We start from the raw sequence: 17,485 nt of genomic DNA, 5'->3' as shown, positions 1-17,485 counted from the left end.
ATGTCTTACCTGTCTTTCTAATAATTTCCAAGAATTTTAAAGTTTTCAGCTTCTTCTTTGATTCCATGCAATGCATTCTTTACTGCACTCTCATTTAAATTTCCTTCAAAGTCAATAAAGAAACGATATTCCCAGTTCCGCTCTCCTAATGGTCTTGATTCTATCTTATTCATGTTCAAATCATTAAAAATAAAATGGGATAACATATGATAAAGAGATCCACTTTCATGCGGAATTTCAAAGCAGATACTGATTTTTCCGGCATTCTTTAAGAATATCTTACGGCCGGTTACAATGACAAACTTTGTACAGTTATTGCTGTTATCCTGGATATGCTCGTCCAATATATCAAGCCTGTAAATATCGGCAGTAAGACGGCTGGCAATGGCTGCCTGTCTTAGGAGACCATCTTCTTTTACTTTTTTTGCTGCCATGGCAGTATTCTTAAAGCTGTGTTTTTCCCAGTTCCGATGCTCGTCCAAATATCTGCCACACTGCATCAGTGCCTGCGGATGGGAATATACCTGTTCAATATCAGATAGCTTTGAGCCTTTCGTTCCGAGCAGGCAGTGGTCTATTGGAATAATCTGTTCTCCCACGATACAATTATCATATTCTACCAGCAAATCATAATTTTCTGACACAATTCCGGCAGAAGAATTCTCAATCGGAAGCACTGCATAATCTGCTTCTCCTTTTGCGATTGCTTCCATGGCATCCCGCCAGGTCTGCACATGATAACTGTTTGTGGTATCATGGAAAAACTGCTGCATTGCCATCTGGCTGTATGCGCCCTCTTCTCCCTGATATACGATTCTTATATTTTTATCCGGAAGTGCCGCTACCTCTTCAAATGGTATCGGCTCCATAATGCCTTTTTCTGCCAGCTTCTGATACTGCCGTTTTCTGCTCATGCTCATCAGATGTTCAAAAAGTTCTCTTGTTCCACGCTTTAAAAACGGGTCATCTACCATGGAAGTTACCTTTTCTAACTTCTCTTCTTCCCTTGCCTTATCAAAGACTTTTTTCCCGGTAGAAAGCTTATAATCTGCCACCTGTTCAGTCAGTGCCATACGTTTTTCATACAGTGACACCAGCTCTTTGTCCACGCTGTCAATTTCTGCTCTTATCTCTTTTAAATCTTTCATTGTTATCTTTCACCTTATTATTTTTTTCTATCATATACCATTCCCATTTCGGTTGCAAGTTTCCCGAAAGAAAGTTATAATTTTTATCGTAAGAATTGTGGAATTTGGAAATGTTATAGGAAAGTTCTTTCCTGTCGTATTTCCAAATTTCACAATCGTCTGATTACATATAACATCAAAGGAGGATTCTTATGAAAAACAAACGAAAAAAACAGCTCTTTATCACGATTGCAATTATTCTTATTCTGATTACAGTGTTTTGTCTGATTCATTTTCTCAACCGCACAAAAATGAATTCCGGTTATGTCAATGGAAATTCTGCCGGTAATCTTTATAACGGTGGACTTTTCTGTGAAAGCAACGGCACTGTTTTCTTCAGTAATCCTTCCGACAACCACCGACTCTATTCCATGAATCCTGATGGTTCTGATATGAAGAAGCTTTCCGATGATACCGTCTCTTATATCAATGCAGATGATCACTATGTTTACTATGTCCGAAACAACAAGAGTGAGGATACTAATTTCTCTTTTCTGAATTTTGGAACTAACAGCTTATGCCGTATCAACCGTGATGGAGGCAGGGTTACCATTTTAGATGACGACCCAAGTCTTTATGCCGGACTGTACGGAAATTATATTTACTATATCCACTATGACAAAGAAACGGCTTCTACCCTGTATCGGATAAAAATCGACGGAACAAAAAAAGAACAGGTTTCTAAGTTTCCTTATAAGACCTGCTCCTCTAATGGACAGTATATGTACTTTAATGGCGAAAACGATTCCCACTCTCTCCTGCAGCTTGATACTGCTGACAACTCTGTTGCTACACTCTATAGCTGCACCTGTTATGAACCGACTGTAATCAATGACACGGCTTATTACATGGATGGAGACAACGATTATGGACTAAGCACTTATTCCTTAAGCAGCGGTACTGCCAACCTTATCATCCCATCCAGAATTGACTGCTACAACGTCACCGGGGATTATATCTATTATCAGAAAAATGGCGAGGGTGCCGGTATCTACCGCTGTCTCACCGACGGAAGCAATGAGGAATTACTGATATCCGGTAATTATACCGCATTACATACCACCTCACAGTACCTTTACTTCTATGAATACGGCAATGACTCTGTCTGTTATCAGATGCCACTTAGCGGAACCGGAAATGATATCGGTGTATTTACGCCGGAGAAATTATAATCTACCATTCCAAAAGCCGCATCAGAGCTGAAGTTTTTCTTCCTCTCCAATGCGGCTTTTTCTATTTTATTACAAACTATACTTTTTTCTTCTGTCTGCAAAGAAATTGAAAAATATCCTTTTCCAATAAACGTCCCTTACAGGCTGGTACGAACCTGTTTTGGTTTATAGCCTTCTTTTTCCAAAGCATTGATAATCTGCTGTTTATGCTCCGGTCCAAAGCACTCTAATGTAATGCGAAGTTCAACTGCTGCGGTACGGTTGGTTGTTACAAACTGGTTATGCTCCAGCTTGATAACATTTCCCTGCTCTCTTGCGATGATTCCGGACACTTTACAAAGCTCACCCGGCTTATCCGGAAGCAGTACAGATACAGTAAAGATTCTGTCACGGAAAATAAGTCCCTGCTGAACAACGGAAGACATGGTAATGACATCCATGTTGCCACCGCTCAGGATGGATACGACCCGTTTGTCTTTCACATTCAGATGCTTTAATGCGGCAACGGTAAGTAAACCGGAGTTCTCTACCACCATCTTATGGTTTTCTACCATATCAAGGAAAGATACGACCAGCTCATCATCACTTACGGTGATGATATCGTCTAAGTTCTTCTGAATATATGGGAAGATTTTTTCTCCCGGAGTCTTTACTGCGGTACCATCTGCAATGGTATTTACTGCCGGAAGTGTTGTAACCTTACCCGCCTTAAAGGAAGCCTGCATACAATTTGCTCCAGCCGGTTCTACACCAATCACTTTAATCTTTGGATTCAGTAATTTGGCAAGAGTGGAAACACCGGTTGCCAGTCCGCCTCCTCCGATTGGAACTAAAATATACTCAACCAGCGGAAGTTCTTTAAAGATTTCCATGGCAATGGTTCCCTGACCGGTTGCAACCGTCAAATCATCAAAAGGATGGATAAAGGTATATCCATGCTTCTCAGCCAGTTCATAAGCATGTGCACATGCTTCATCATAAACATCTCCATAAAGTACTACATCAGCACCATAGCTCTTGGTACGGTTTACTTTAATCAGTGGTGTTGTGGTTGGCATAACGATGGTTGCTTTACAACCATAGCATTTTGCTGCATAGGCAACACCCTGGGCATGGTTTCCTGCGGAAGCTGTAATCAGTCCCCTCTCTCTTTCTTCTTCGGATAAAGTGCTGATTTTATAATAGGCTCCACGTACCTTATATGCTCCGGTAAACTGCATATTTTCTGGTTTCAGATATACTTTGTTACCGGTCTGCTCACTCAAATAATTGCTGTAAATTAATTTGGTCTCCAAAGTTACTTCTTTTACTTTTTCACTTGCTTCTTCAAATTTATCTAATGTTAACATTCTGTCTCTCCTTCTTCTCCCGAATCTTCCTTTACATCAAACAATGCATTTACAAACTGCCCGGAATCAAATTTCTGTAAATCATCTATGGTTTCACCGACACCGATATATTTTACAGGGATGCCAAGCTCTGACTGAATGGCAACTGCGATACCACCTTTTGCGGTTCCGTCCATTTTCGTTAAAATAATTCCGGTAATGTCTGCCACCTCTGCAAACTGTCTTGCCTGTGCCAGTGCATTCTGTCCGGTTGTAGCATCCAATACTACCAAGGTCTCGCGGTATGCATCGGAATACTCTTTTTCCAGAATACGGTTGATTTTGCGAAGCTCTTCCATCAGGTTTTTCTTGTTATGAAGCCGTCCGGCAGTATCGCACAAAAGGACATCTGCCTTTCTTGCTTTCGCAGCTGCTACTGCATCGTATACCACAGAGCCCGGGTCAGCACCCTCCTGGCCGCCAATCATGTCTACTCCGGCACGGTTCGCCCATTCCTTTAACTGGTCTCCTGCCGCTGCACGGAAGGTATCTGCCGCAGCTAAAACCACGCGTTTACCCTGACTCTTTAATTTACCTGCCAGCTTGCCAACAGAGGTTGTCTTTCCGACTCCGTTTACACCAATGACTAAAACGACAGATTTTTCTTCCTCGAAGCGGTATGCAGTCTCGCCTACATCCATCTGCTCTTTGATACTCTGAATCAGAAGCTCTTTACAGTCTGCCGGCTCTTTGATTTTTTCTTCTTTGACACGTTCCTTCAACTTGTCCAAAATTGCCTCTGTGGCATGTACACCAAGGTCTCCCATAATCAGAATCTCTTCGATTTCTTCATAGAAATCATCATCAATATGTGAAAATCCATGAAATACAGAATCAATACCGGATACAATGTTATCTCTTGTCTTGGTTAATCCTGATACAAGGCGGGCAAAAAAGCCTTTTTTCTCTTTCTTTTCTTCTTCCATCTTGTCACTTCTTTCTCTGTTCATTTCTCTTATTTATCTAAATCTTCTTCAATCAGATTTACACTTACCAGTGTGGATACACCCTTCTCCTGCATGGTAATTCCGTATAGGCGGTCGGCTGCTGCCATGGTTCCTCTTCGGTGCGTAATGATAATAAACTGCGTATTCTTCGTTAATTTATGCAGATATTTTGCAAAACGTCCTACGTTAGAATCATCTAACGCTGCCTCAATCTCGTCTAAAAGACAGAATGGGGATGGCTTTAAGTTCTGAATTGCAAATAACAGTGCAATGGCTGTCAACGATTTCTCTCCACCGGACAACTGCATCATGTTCTGCAGCTTCTTTCCAGGTGGCTGCGCAATAATACGGATGCCGCACTCTAAGATGTCCTCATCCTCGACTAACTCTAAGGTTCCTTTACCACCACCAAAGAGGTCCTTAAATGCCTTATCAAATTCATGCTGGATTTCCGCAAACTTCTCGGTAAACTGCTTGCGCATTCCGGTATCCAGATCTTCAATGATACCCACCAGCGTCTGCTCTGCTTCTACTAAATCATCATGCTGCGTCTTTAAAAACGTATAACGTTCACTGATTTCTTTATATTCTTCAATGGCATTGACATTGACATCACCCAATTTTCGGATATCATCCTTGATACCGTAAATCTGTTTCTTAAGTTCCGGCAAATCCTGATATTCTTCATTGCGAAGCAGCAATGCGTTATGCGGAGTCAGCTCATATTCCTCCCACATATAATTGGTCTGGTATTCACCTGCCTCTTCTAACTTCTCTCTCTGGCTGTTCAGTCGGAAAATCTCTTTGTCAAGATTTGCAATCCGCTTGGAAATCTCTTCTCTTCGTTCAAAGAATCCCTTATACTCTGCTGACATCTGTTCTTTTGCAGCAATGCTCTCAGAAAGCTTCTGATTCAATGCCGCATAATTCTCATCGGATGCAAGAATGGTCTTTCGGATGACTTCAATGTCTGCCTCATGACGTTTTGCATCTTCTTTGGATTCTGCTGACTGATTCTTCAAAGACTCCTGATTCTTGTATACACGCTCTAATTCTTCTTCCACACGTTCTAAGTTTTCCTGTATGAATTCCTGTTTCTGTGTGAATCCGGCTTCCTCTAACTGCACCTTGGAAACAGCTTCAGTTGCAGCCTCTTCCAGTTTCATCTGTTCTTCTAAAATTACCTGGAACTGCTCTGCCTGGGCTTTGATTTCTTCTTCCCGTACTTCTGCTTCTTTGATTTCCTCTTCCGTACGTTCCTTGCCCTTCTTAATATCCGTCAACTGTTCTTCAATATCCTGGCTCTCATTCTTTAAGCCTTCAAATACGCTCTCGCTTTCATTCTTCTGCTGCAAGGTACGGTCTACATTCATCCTGGCTGTATTCTGCTGTAAATACTGTTCCTGTAAATCAGTCCGTACCTTTTCCATATCCTGCATGGCAAGTTCCTGTGCAGTGCGGATTTCTTCGCTCCGCTCCTTGCAGGATGCAATGGTTTTCTTCAGTTCTTCCAGTCTCTTCGTCAAATCGTCAATTTCGCGTTTTCTTCCCAGAAGATTACCGGTATTCTTAAAGGCACCACCGGCAATGGAACCACCCGGGCTTAAATACTCACCCTCCAAGGTTACCATATGTAAAGAATAATGGCTCTTCTTCGCCAGTGCCAACGCATGGTCAATGGAGTCCATAACAAAGACTCTTCCAAGAAGATAGGACATTACACCGTCAAATTTTGCATCATGTTTTACCAGCGTATCTGCCTTTCCGATTACGCCTTCTTCTTTTAAGAATACATCCTGCTTGCTGTTATCCTTACCGGTAACACTGGTCAGCGGCAGGAATGTGGCACGTCCCAGACGATTCTGTTTCAGATAAGCAATCATTTTCTTTGCTGTCTGCTCGTCTTTCGTAACAATGTTCTGGATGTTTCCACTGAGTGCAACTTCAATGGCTGTCTCATACTTCTTGTCCACCTGAATAAGGTCTGCCACAACGCCGAGGATTCCGCCTTCCCTATCCTTCTGCTCCATTACCTTACGGATACTGTTTCCATAGCCTTCATAACGCTCTGCAATATTTTTTAAGGTCTCAAGACGGGATTCTCCCTTATTATAATCAATAGTTGCTTTTTCTAAGGCACTCCGGTTCTCTGCTGTTTTCTTACGCCAGCTTTGAATTAAGTCTGCGGTCTCTTTTTCTTTTGCCTTTAATGCTTCAATCTCACGACTTACTTCTGCTAATTTGTCCTGATATTCTGACAATACACTCTGCAAATCTGCTTCTTCGCTTTTACGCTTTAAAAGCCGCTGATTCAACTGGGCTTTGCGGATATTTACCTGCTCTGCCATGGTATCGAATTTCTGTAATTTTGCTTTTGTGGAAGCTTTATTATTCAGAATCTCGATAATCTCATTCTTGCCTTCTTCGATGCCCTGTGTACAGCGGGCAATTTCCTTCTGAATCTTTTCTAACTCATCAGAAGCTGCCTGCTTGCGTGCTTCAATCTCTGCTACCTGGCTGTCAATTTCCTGCTTCTGTGCAAGATAATGCTCCTGCTGTTCTTTTCTTTCTTTCCGGTCACTTTCTAACTGTTCCAAACGTGCTTTTAAGCTGTCATCTGTCATCTGTGCAGCCTTAATCTGCTCATTTAATACATTAATCTGACCTTCCAGTTTTCCCTTCATGACATTGGTATTGCTGAGTTCTTCGCGGATTTCTGTGATTTTCGCATCCATTTCTTCCATGTCCTGCTCTTTTTTCTCATACTCCGCTTTGATATTCTCGTATGCCTCGTTGTCTTCTTTTAACTGGGTATCTGCAATTTTAAACTTTTCTTCTACTTCTTTGGTCTGGGTCTCAATCCGCTCCATCTCTAAAAGGAACATGTTAACATCCAAGGTCTTTAACTCTTCCTTTTTCTTAAGATAGATTCTTGCGGTCTCTGACTGTTTCTCCAACGGTCCTACCTGACGCTCCAACTCTGTCAAAATGTCATTGACACGTACCAGGTTCTCCCGCTCACTTTCTAATTTCTTCTGGGCGGTTACTTTTCTTCTCTTATATTTTACAATTCCTGCCGCTTCATCGAAAAGTTCTCTTCTTTCCTCCGGCTTACCGCTTAAGATTCGCTCAATCTGACCCTGTCCGATAATAGAATAACCTTCTTTACCGATACCGGTATCATAAAAAAGCTCGCTTACATCCTTCAGACGGCATGGATTGCCATTGATAAGATATTCACTTTCTCCGGAACGGTATACTCTTCGGGCTACCGTTACTTCTGAATAATCTACCGCAAGCTGATGGTCTGCATTGTCTAATGTAATCGCAACATATGCATAACTTAATGGCTTACGATTCTCTGTTCCCGCAAAAATAACATCCTGCATGCTTGCACCACGTAGCTGCTTGGCACTCTGTTCTCCCAATACCCAGCGCACTGCGTCCGCAACATTACTTTTTCCACTACCGTTTGGCCCCACAATGCCTGTGATTCCGTTGTGAAAATCAAATACAATTTTATTTGCAAATGATTTAAAACCGTGAATTTCAATACTTTTGAGATACATAACTTCCTCCGTTTAAGAGCGCTTATTCTCCTGCTGTTTCAGCTTAAGCAGCGCCTGATATGCAGCTTCCTGTTCTGCTGCTTTCTTTGTATGTCCCATTCCCTCTCCAATGGACTTTACTCCGATTCTGGCTTCTACCACAAACCGCTTATCATGATCCGGTCCTTCTTCCCGGATCAACTGATAATTCAGTTCTTCATTATATCCTGCCTGTACTATCTCCTGCAGGATAGTCTTGCTATCATAAAAGAGCTGTTTGTGCTCAATGTCTGTCAGAATGTATTTTAACACAAACTCTTTTGCATTAGCAAAACCACCATCCAGAAAAATTGCTCCTATTACTGCTTCCAATGCATCCGAAAGAATGGATTTCCGATTTCTTCCTCCTGTTAAATCCTCTCCTTTTCCCAGATACAGATATTTTCCCAAATCAATTGCTCTGGTACAAAATGCCAGTGTCGGCTCACACACAAGGCTTGCCCGGAGCTTGGTCAGTTCACCTTCCGAATAATCCGGATACTTCTGGTATAAGAATTCACTGGATGTAACCTCAAGCACTGCATCGCCTAAGAATTCCAGCCGCTCATTATCTGAGTGCTTCTTCATATGTCTTTCATTGGCATAGGAACTATGGGTTAATGCCTGTCTTAATAATCCCTGATTGTTGAAATGATATCCTATCACTTCTTCAAATTCATGTAATCTGCTCACTGTTTTCTCCTTCTAACTGTCGTTGCTGCCCGCAAACTACGGGAAACACGCTTTGCAAGCCGCCTGCGGCGGTCGCTTGCGACATCTACCTTATACGCCGCAGTGTGCATCCTCGCGGAGCGTTTTTTACTTTACAGGAAAGAAATTTCCTGTAAAGCAAAAAAGAATCCGGCATGCCGGACTCTTTCGCACAATATGCTTCCTTTGAAGAATACTATCTATTCTGCTTTTAGTTCAGCGCACTCTTTATCTGCTCTACCGCATCGCCTACAGTAACAATTTTCTCTGCTTCTTCATTTGGAATCTCAATATCAAATTCTTCCTCCAGACCCATGATAATCTGGAAAACATCCAATGAATCTGCGCCAAGGTCATCTACAAAAGTAGTTTCCATACTAATCTCTTCTTCGTCCACATTCAGGACTTCTGCAATAATTTTTTTCAGTTTTTCAAATTCCATAATCTTTTCCTTTCTATTCTTCTGTTTCAGAAATTACTATATTTTTTTTGATTTTATTATTGATATCCTGTTCTTTAAATGTAACACACTGAATGATGGAATTCTTTACTTCCTTCGCCTTGGAGCTTCCATGTGTTTTAACCACCAGTCCATTCAGTCCAAGCAATGGTGCCCCGCCATACTGGGATGCATCGAAAGATTTTAATGTCCTCTTCAGTGCCGGCAATGCCAATGCTGCACCAATCTTACTCTTTAGGCTGCTGAGCATTCCCTGCTTTACTACACCAATCAGCGTACTGGAAAGTCCTTCATAAAGTTTAAGGATTACATTTCCTACAAACGCTTCACAGACAATGACATCTGCTCCGCCATGTGGTATCTCTCTTGCTTCAATACTTCCCACAAAATTGATATCCTTGCATTCTTTTAATAAAGGATATGTTTCCTTTACCAGTGCATTTCCTTTTTCTTCTTCTGCTCCGATATTTACGATTGCAACTCTCGGGTTCTTGATTCCCACAACATTTTCCATATAAATGGAACCCATCCTGGCAAACTGTACCAGATGTGAAGAACGGGCATCTACATTTGCTCCACAATCAATGAGCAGGGATACTCCTGTCTCGGTCGGAATCAGCGGTGCCAAAGGCGGACGCTCGATACCACGGATTCTTCCTACAATCACCTGTCCACCAACTAATACGGCTCCGGAACTTCCTGCCGATACAAATGCATCTGCTTCCTTCTGTTTTACCATATTCATTCCCACAACAATTGATGAATCCTTTTTCTTACGAATTGCATTTACCGGATGTTCCGCAGTCTCAATTACTTCTGTTGCATTCTTAATTTCAATCTGGTCTTTCTCATAGGTATACTTTTTCAATTCTTCAGCAATAACTTCCTGCTGTCCAACCAGTACAACCTGTATATCTCTGCGTGTATTTACTGCCTCGATGGCACCTTTTACAATTTCGCCCGGCGCGTTGTCGCCTCCCATTGCATCAACTGCCACTCTAATGACTTCCTGCATATACATTCCTCCTGTAAATCTGCCATCACATTAAGCCTATATTGAAATATACTATAACTTTCCATAGAAATCAACAGAAAACTAATTGAAATATTCCCGGTTCCGTTCCTCTTCTTTGGCAATGTCCTCCTCTGACATATAACGCAGGAAAATCTTCTCCATAATTCCATTCTGAATTGCAATAAATGCCGCCGGTGCAAAAATTAATAAAAATGGAATCAGATATACTAAAAATGCAATTACCAGCAAAATCACCAGCATAAGAATGGTCTTTGGCAGATGTGCAAATGACATCAGTGCCGCATTCTTTACAATTGCTTTATTGGTATTTTCAAAACGGGCAATGTTCGGATATACATATAACCAGATTGCAATCTCAAATACCAGCATAACAACGAAAATCACAAAAGCCTTGCCCCACGCTGCTCCGGCTTTCATAAACTGGAACATGATAAACCAGTCTGCTCCCATAACAAGACCAATCAGTAAGAAAATCAGCCAGATTACGGTTGCCTGTTTGAAATTAGAACGGAAGGATGACCAGAACTCTTTCCAGATATATCCTCTGCCATGGCGGATTACTTTATTCACTGCATAATAAAGTGCAGTGCAGGATGCTCCAATGGTAAAAACCGGAATACATGCCATGAACCAGATTAAACTCAGGCAGAATATGTTAATCACTTTATCAAATGCACTAAAGAGCTTATTATTATAATTAAAAATATTGCTCATACCTTCTCCTTTTCTATGAATAGGCATTCGCAAAACCTGAATTGTTCTGCAAATGCCTATCTTTTTCATAAAGTAAAAAGGGAGTGTTTTTGCAAACACTCCCGGTCACTTCTTAATTAGTCCTGAGGAATAATTTCTTTCTTGTTGTATGAACCGCAGTTCTTACATACTCTGTGAGGCATCATCAAAGCGCCGCACTTACTGCATTTTACTAAACTTGGAGCAGTCATTTTCCAGTTTGCTCTTCTTTTATCTCTTCTTCCTTTGGAAGATTTGTTCTTTGGACAAATTGACATCTGGTTACACCTCCTTAAATTTATTGAAAATATCTTGAATTGCTGCCATTCTCGGGTCCAGCTCAGATTTCTCGCAGTCACAAGTCTTGACATTCAGATTCGTACCGCATTTCTTACAAATCCCCTTGCAATCCTCTCTGCACAGAACCTTCATTGGCCAGTTCACCAAGATTTCATCATAGACCATTTTATCAATATCAAGCTGAAATCCTTTCATGTAGTCTGCCTCATCCATCTCTTCTTCCGAAGCATCCGCATCTTCCAATGGGAACTTCTTATCGAATACAAGGTGGAAATCTGTTGGAACTTCTTCCAAGCAGCGGTCACATGGTATTGCTATCCTTACGTCCGTTTCTCCGTGAATCAGTAAATCCTTATTCTCTTCATTAACGATACGCAGCTCGAATGGCTTTTTCTCTATGAACGGAAACACACCTAACTTTGAATCAAAGGATGTCAATTCAATTACAGCCTCTTTCGTAAGCTCTTTATTTTCACATGAACATACATCGGTTAAATCTAATATCACGTTTGTCTCCTTTTCACACCTAAACAATTATACATAGCACTATAGCTTTTGTCAACAATATTTTTCCTTTTTTAGCCTACCAAAGCTACGGTTTCTCTTGCGATTGCAAGTTCCTCGTTGGTCGGGATAATGCATACGGTTACTTTGGAATCCGGAGTAGAAATAATCTTATCCTCTCCACGAACCATATTTGCTTCCTTATCCATGGTAATTCCAAGATATCCGAAGTATGCAAGAATCTTCTCACGGATGAAAGATGTATTCTCACCAATTCCTGCGGTAAATGCAATGGCATCTACTCCGTTCATTGCAGCCACATAAGCACCGATATATTTTGCTACACGGTAAGCAAATACTTCACATGCTGCAATTGCTCTTGGATTTCCTTCATGATAAGCAGCCTCGAGGTCACGGAAATCACTGGATACACCGGAAAGTCCCTCTACACCGGATTTCTTATTTAATACATCCATAATTCCGTCGATGTCAAGGTTTTCTTTCTTTGCAATGAATTCCATGATTGCCGGGTCAATGTCACCGGAACGTGTTCCCATTACAAGTCCCTCTAATGGAGTAAGTCCCATAGAGGTATCTACACATTTACCATCTAATACAGCACTGATGGATGCTCCGTTTCCAAGGTGGGCAACAATCAGTCTGGAATTGTTATAATCAAGATTTAAGAACTCAGCCAGACGTTTGGATACGAAGCTGTGGCTTGTTCCGTGGAAACCGTAACGTCTTACCTTGTATTTCTCATAATATTCATATGGCAGACCATAAAGATAAGCCTTCTGCGGCATGGTCTGATGGAAAGCGGTATCAAACACACCTACCATTGGTACACCAGGCATAAGCTCCTGACATACACGAATACCAATTAAGTTTGCAGGGTTATGAAGTGGTGCAAGCTCATTACACTCTTCCACTTTTGCTAATACTTCTTCATTTAATACAACAGACTGGGCGAATTTCTCACCACCATGTACAACACGATGTCCTACTGCATCAATCTCAGAAAGGCTCTTTACCGCACCTGTCTTTGGATTTACCAGTGCATCCAGTACCATCTGGATACCTTCCTTATGGGTCGGCATTGGTGCTTCTGTTATCTCTTTATCATGGCCAGCAAGCTGGTATACTAATCTTCCATCAATTCCGATTCTTTCACAAAGTCCTTTAGCCAGTACAGCTTCTGTATCTGAATTAATAAGCTGATACTTCAAAGAAGAACTTCCACAGTTAATAACTAATACGTTCATCTGTTTTCTCCTCACTGCTATTTTTTTACGGTTCATTGTTATAAATCCGCATATGTATGTTTAGTATACGCCTATTTTAAATGGTGTTCAAGTACAGTGTCTGAAAAAATGCAAAGAAAAATATTTTTTCGAAATTCTTCTTATGAATACTTTCCATAAGTAATTTGCCAAAAATATGGGAATAATGCTATGATAGAACTATATTATTTGTAACTTTGGAGGACTTATGCGTATCATAGGAATCATTGCAGAATACAATCCGTTTCATAACGGTCATGCTTACCAGATAGAAAAAATCCGTTCCCTGACCCAGGCTGACTTCGTTATCGCAGCCATGAGTGGAAATTTCGTCCAGCGGGGAGAACCGGCTCTTATTGACAAATATGCACGAACAGAAATGGCTTTAAGCTGCGGTGCTGACCTGGTAATTGAGCTGCCAGCCCTCTGGGCAACTGCTTCTGCCGAACTTTTTGCTTCTGCAGGTGTTGCACTCATGCGTAAATGTGGCTGCGTAGACACCCTCTGCTTTGGTGCAGAAACAGACAACCTTTCTTTATTAAAAGAAGTTGCTTCCCTGCTCGTATCCGAACCAGAGGACTACAAAGGAGTTCTCTCTTCCTGTCTCAAAAAAGGAATGTCCTATCCTGCCGCAAGAAGTCAGGCGGTATGCAGCTATTTAAAAGAAGCCAACCCGCAAATCCCGGCAGATGAACTTGCCTGCCTTTTAAATGAGCCAAATAATATTCTTGCTATTGAATATTTAAAAGCGATTCAGGCTCAGAATGCCGCCATCACCCCTTATCTGATTCAGCGGACCGGAGACAGCTATCACGAAGCGGCACTTAACAGCAGTCTTTCCTCTGCCACTGCCATAAGAAAAGAGCTTCTTTCAAACGGCTGGAATGACATCACTGCATTAAATCCATATCTGCCGGAAGCTGCTTATTCTATTTTAAAAGAATATCTTAATCTTTATCCGCCGGTTTCTGCCAATGATTTTTCTGCTCCGCTCTCTTACCTTCTGTTACAGCAGAGTGAAGCACAACTGGCTTCCTATGGTGATTCCACTGAAGCAATTGCCCGCCGGATAAAAAATATGCAAAAACAGTTTCATTTCTTTGAGCAGTTCTGCCAGTTACTGAAAACAAAGGATATGACTTATACCAGAATCAGCCGGATTTTCACGCACCTTCTGCTTCAGATTACATCTGAAGATTATCGTTTGGGAAAATCCTTAGATTACATTCCTTATCTTCGTATCTTAGGATTCCGCAAAGACGCCTCCCGGCTCCTCACGATTTTAAGCAATTATGCGGATGTTCCAATGATTTCTAAGAGTGCCAACGCAGCCTCTATGCTATCTTCTGATGCTGCACGCCTTTTTGTTCTGGATGTCTTTGCCGGAGAATTATATGAAAACATCCTGTCCGGAAAAACCGGGCAGGATGCCAGAAGCGAGTTTGTACGCAATATTGTAAGGGTGTGAATTTTCCGTGCCGTCTGATTCCACCATTTGGTTGGTGGGAAAATCAAAAGAGCGTTTGATAAGAACTAAGATTTTGATTGTAAAAGGATATCTTAGTTCTTTGGCAGTAAAATTTCAGCAGTTCTTAGCAGTTTGTTTTTCTTGAATGTAAACTGTCTTTCCGTTGCTTTGACCGGATGTCTGCACTGTCCGTCGGGTACGGATGCTCTATAAAGCCTGCAAGGGGCACTGGGAATTTCGGATAATACATCACATTATCTGGCAACCGGCGCAAATTCACATCCATGTTCAAATGCGCCTCGCTGGCACATCCCTGTGCCAGCGTTGCCTGTTGCCAGACGAAATTCCAAGTACCCCTAACAGCCTTTATTATGCATCCGTACTTCGACGAACCGTACAGACATCTTGTCAAACATTGGAAAGACTGTTTTTATCTCAAAAAGAAAAACAAACTGCTTAGTAACTGCGGAATTTTATAGCAGGAACTAAATGTCCTTTCACAAAGCAAAATCTTATCTTTCAAATCCTATCTGATTTTCCAGCTCTTAGTGGTGGAACAGACGGATTCCGGTAAAGCTCATTACCATACCATATTTGTTACAGGTTTCGATTACATGGTCATCACGGATAGATCCGCCCGGCTGTGCTACATACCGCACGCCACTTCTGTGGGCGCGCTCGATGTTATCTCCAAATGGGAAGAACGCATCAGAGCCAAGAGATACTCCGGTATTCTTATCTAACCATGCACGTTTTTCTTCTGCCGTAAATACAGCAGGTCTGGTCTTAAATATCTTCTCCCATTCGCCATCTGCAAGTACGTCCATATAATCCTCGCCAATGTATAGGTCGATTGCATTATCACGGTCAGCTCTGCGGATTTTATCTAAAAATGGCAGATTCAGTACCTGTGGAGACTGGCGTAACCACCAGTTATCTGCTTTGGAGCCTGCTAATCTGGTACAGTGGATACGGGACTGCTGTCCGGCACCAATACCGATTGCCTGTCCGTCTTTTACATAACATACGGAGTTAGACTGTGTATATTTTAAAGTAATCATGGAAATTGCCAGATCTCTCTTTGCTGATTCCGGCAGCTCTTTGTTTTCTGTTACAATATTGTCAAAGAAATGCTCGTCAATATTTAACTCATTTCTTCCCTGCTCAAAGGTAACGCCAAATACCTGTTTCCGCTCGATTGGGTCCGGAATATAGTCAGGATCAATTTCAATGACATTGTAATTGCCATTTTTCTTTGCTTTTAAAATTTCTAATGCGTCATCATCATAGCCCGGTGCAATGACTCCATCAGATACTTCTCTTTTAATTAAAAGTGCGGTTGCTTTATCACAAACATCAGAAAGAGAAATGAAATCTCCGAAAGAGGACATACGGTCAGCGCCTCTTGCTCTTGCATATGCATTAGCAATTGGTGTAAATTCTACATCCATGTCATCTACCCAGTAAATCTTACGCTCTACTTCAGAAAGTGGAAGTCCCACTGCTGCACCTGCCGGAGAAACATGTTTAAAAGAAGTGGCTGCCGGAAGTCCGGTTGCTTTCTTTAATTCTTTTACTAACTGCCAGCCATTGAATGCGTCTAAGAAGTTAATATAACCTGGTTTACCATTTAATACTTTGATTGGCAATTCGCCATTTTCCATGTAAATTCTGGATGGTTTCTGATTTGGGTTACAACCATATTTTAATTCTAATTCTTTCATTTTATTTTCCTCTCTCGCACGAATCTTATTCACAAAATCTTATTTGTTCTTGTTTACAATGCGGCTTTCATATTTTCCGGTTTCAATATCAATATATCTTACAAATAAAGATACCTTATTGTCTGCATTCAGTTTATTCCATACCAGTTCGGTAAATGCATCAATGTCATCTCCAATATCAACCAGTACCGGCTCGCCCTCAAAGCTTGGTAATGGATTTCCATCATTCATATAAGTATGAATGAAATGTCCTTCCCCAGCTACCGGATTCTCATAAGCAAATGTATAACGGTTGCAGGCATCCGGATTACCATTGTTGCTCTTTAAAATAGACATTGCATAATTGTATTTTCCATCTTCCACATGCATGATTCCGGAAATACGCGGTGTATAGTTAGGTGCGTCCGGCTCAAATTCTCTGGTTCTTAATGCCTGTTCGAAGGTCTGCTGTTTATCCATCAGTTCATAAATGGTATCTGTCTGGTCTCCATTGGTTACAATGGTCTTATTGCCCAGTACACGAACCGGTGCATAAATAATAAGACTTGGGTCACTTAATTTTGCAGGGTCAAATGCCTGGGTACGGATTCCTTCTCCATCCTCAACAAATACACGGTTACGGCTGTTCTCGCTTCTTCCCATGATAAAATAAGCAGTTACCGCATACTTTCCATTCTTCGACTTTCCAATTACAATTCCTCTTCCCGGATAAGTAGTGCTTCCAAGTTCTTCTGCTAATGAAGTCATCTTCATTTTTGTTCCTCCTTCTTACGCTCCATGTAATTTTTAAAGTTGCTGCAGCTTTTGTCAAAGTCTCTTTCTCTTTCGAATTTTTCCTGTGACTTTTCCTGTTTGCATACATAAAAAATACCGACACGTATCCCGAGCTTAACTGCCCAGACGGTCGGCTTTCTCAGGTCATACTTCATGTGGTTATTCCCACGGTTCCGTCAGTCATATGACCTGAATTTAGTAAAACATATTCC

At 41.4% G+C, this 17,485-nt stretch carries 15 protein-coding genes and 1 riboswitch; of the genes, 2 read left to right on the top strand and 13 right to left on the bottom strand.

What is annotated here, in order from left to right:
• Positions 1 to 17 precede the first annotated feature (17 nt).
• Entirely contained in the window at positions 18 to 1,148 is a 1,131-nt protein-coding gene (gene pheA / locus DXB43_RS05380) for a prephenate dehydratase (RefSeq protein WP_022244094.1), read from the bottom strand.
• 191 nt (positions 1,149 to 1,339) lie between these two features.
• Between pheA and DXB43_RS05375 the strand changes: the two genes are divergently transcribed.
• Entirely contained in the window at positions 1,340 to 2,359 is a 1,020-nt protein-coding gene (locus DXB43_RS05375) for a DUF5050 domain-containing protein (RefSeq protein WP_117841209.1), read from the top strand.
• 137 nt (positions 2,360 to 2,496) lie between these two features.
• Here DXB43_RS05375 and ilvA read toward each other — a convergent pair whose 3' ends face one another.
• The 10 genes from ilvA to DXB43_RS05325 all read right to left on the bottom strand — a co-directional run bounded on the left by ilvA (position 2,497) and on the right by DXB43_RS05325 (position 13,289).
• A complete protein-coding gene (gene ilvA / locus DXB43_RS05370) occupies positions 2,497 to 3,708 on the bottom strand; it encodes a threonine ammonia-lyase (RefSeq protein ID WP_117947014.1) in 1,212 nt (403 codons plus the stop codon).
• Positions 3,702 to 4,697: a signal recognition particle-docking protein FtsY gene (ftsY, locus tag DXB43_RS05365; protein WP_117841210.1), complete on the bottom strand. Its 996-nt coding sequence runs from the start codon at positions 4,695 to 4,697 to the stop codon at positions 3,702 to 3,704. The genes ilvA and ftsY overlap by 7 nt, the downstream gene beginning before the upstream one ends.
• A gap of 5 nt (positions 4,698 to 4,702) precedes the next feature.
• A complete protein-coding gene (smc, locus tag DXB43_RS05360; protein ID WP_117947013.1) occupies positions 4,703 to 8,263 on the bottom strand; it encodes a chromosome segregation protein SMC in 3,561 nt (1,186 codons plus the stop codon).
• 12 nt (positions 8,264 to 8,275) lie between these two features.
• Positions 8,276 to 8,974 (bottom strand): ribonuclease III, encoded by a 699-nt coding sequence (gene rnc / locus DXB43_RS05355; protein WP_117947012.1) that lies wholly within the window; start codon positions 8,972 to 8,974, stop codon positions 8,276 to 8,278.
• Positions 8,975 to 9,203: 229 nt separating this feature from the next.
• Positions 9,204 to 9,434 (bottom strand): acyl carrier protein, encoded by a 231-nt coding sequence (gene acpP / locus DXB43_RS05350; protein WP_022244086.1) that lies wholly within the window; start codon positions 9,432 to 9,434, stop codon positions 9,204 to 9,206.
• A gap of 13 nt (positions 9,435 to 9,447) precedes the next feature.
• Positions 9,448 to 10,467: a phosphate acyltransferase PlsX gene (gene plsX / locus DXB43_RS05345; RefSeq protein ID WP_117841212.1), complete on the bottom strand. Its 1,020-nt coding sequence runs from the start codon at positions 10,465 to 10,467 to the stop codon at positions 9,448 to 9,450.
• A gap of 81 nt (positions 10,468 to 10,548) precedes the next feature.
• Positions 10,549 to 11,202: a YesL family protein gene (locus tag DXB43_RS05340; RefSeq protein WP_022244084.1), complete on the bottom strand. Its 654-nt coding sequence runs from the start codon at positions 11,200 to 11,202 to the stop codon at positions 10,549 to 10,551.
• Between the two features lie 116 nt (positions 11,203 to 11,318).
• Positions 11,319 to 11,498 carry a 50S ribosomal protein L32 gene (rpmF, locus tag DXB43_RS05335; protein ID WP_022244083.1) on the bottom strand — a complete coding sequence of 60 codons (180 nt, stop codon included), beginning with the start codon at positions 11,496 to 11,498 and terminating at the stop codon, positions 11,319 to 11,321.
• A gap of 4 nt (positions 11,499 to 11,502) precedes the next feature.
• The gene (locus DXB43_RS05330; RefSeq protein ID WP_197420842.1) at positions 11,503 to 12,027 is read right to left on the bottom strand and encodes a YceD family protein; all 525 of its coding nucleotides are present in this window, start codon (positions 12,025 to 12,027) and stop codon (positions 11,503 to 11,505) included.
• A 71-nt stretch (positions 12,028 to 12,098) separates the two neighbouring features.
• Positions 12,099 to 13,289: an acetate kinase gene (locus DXB43_RS05325; protein ID WP_022244081.1), complete on the bottom strand. Its 1,191-nt coding sequence runs from the start codon at positions 13,287 to 13,289 to the stop codon at positions 12,099 to 12,101.
• A 226-nt stretch (positions 13,290 to 13,515) separates the two neighbouring features.
• Between DXB43_RS05325 and DXB43_RS05320 the strand changes: the two genes are divergently transcribed.
• Positions 13,516 to 14,775 carry a nucleotidyltransferase gene (locus DXB43_RS05320; protein WP_117947010.1) on the top strand — a complete coding sequence of 420 codons (1,260 nt, stop codon included), beginning with the start codon at positions 13,516 to 13,518 and terminating at the stop codon, positions 14,773 to 14,775.
• Positions 14,776 to 15,320: 545 nt separating this feature from the next.
• Here DXB43_RS05320 and DXB43_RS05315 read toward each other — a convergent pair.
• Both DXB43_RS05315 and DXB43_RS05310 read right to left on the bottom strand, forming a co-directional pair.
• Positions 15,321 to 16,499 carry a phosphoribosylaminoimidazolecarboxamide formyltransferase gene (locus DXB43_RS05315; RefSeq protein ID WP_117947009.1) on the bottom strand — a complete coding sequence of 393 codons (1,179 nt, stop codon included), beginning with the start codon at positions 16,497 to 16,499 and terminating at the stop codon, positions 15,321 to 15,323.
• A 39-nt stretch (positions 16,500 to 16,538) separates the two neighbouring features.
• The gene (locus tag DXB43_RS05310; RefSeq protein ID WP_117947008.1) at positions 16,539 to 17,252 is read right to left on the bottom strand and encodes an IMP cyclohydrolase; all 714 of its coding nucleotides are present in this window, start codon (positions 17,250 to 17,252) and stop codon (positions 16,539 to 16,541) included.
• Between the two features lie 134 nt (positions 17,253 to 17,386).
• Positions 17,387 to 17,467, bottom strand: a riboswitch (ZMP/ZTP riboswitch).
• Positions 17,468 to 17,485 lie beyond the last annotated feature (18 nt).

This window comes from Roseburia sp. OM04-10BH (genome assembly GCF_003462605.1).
GTDB lineage: Bacteria > Bacillota > Clostridia > Lachnospirales > Lachnospiraceae > Roseburia_C > Roseburia_C amylophila.
Note: the sequence above shows the minus strand (reverse complement) of the source record. Positions and strands in the feature narration are given on the sequence as shown.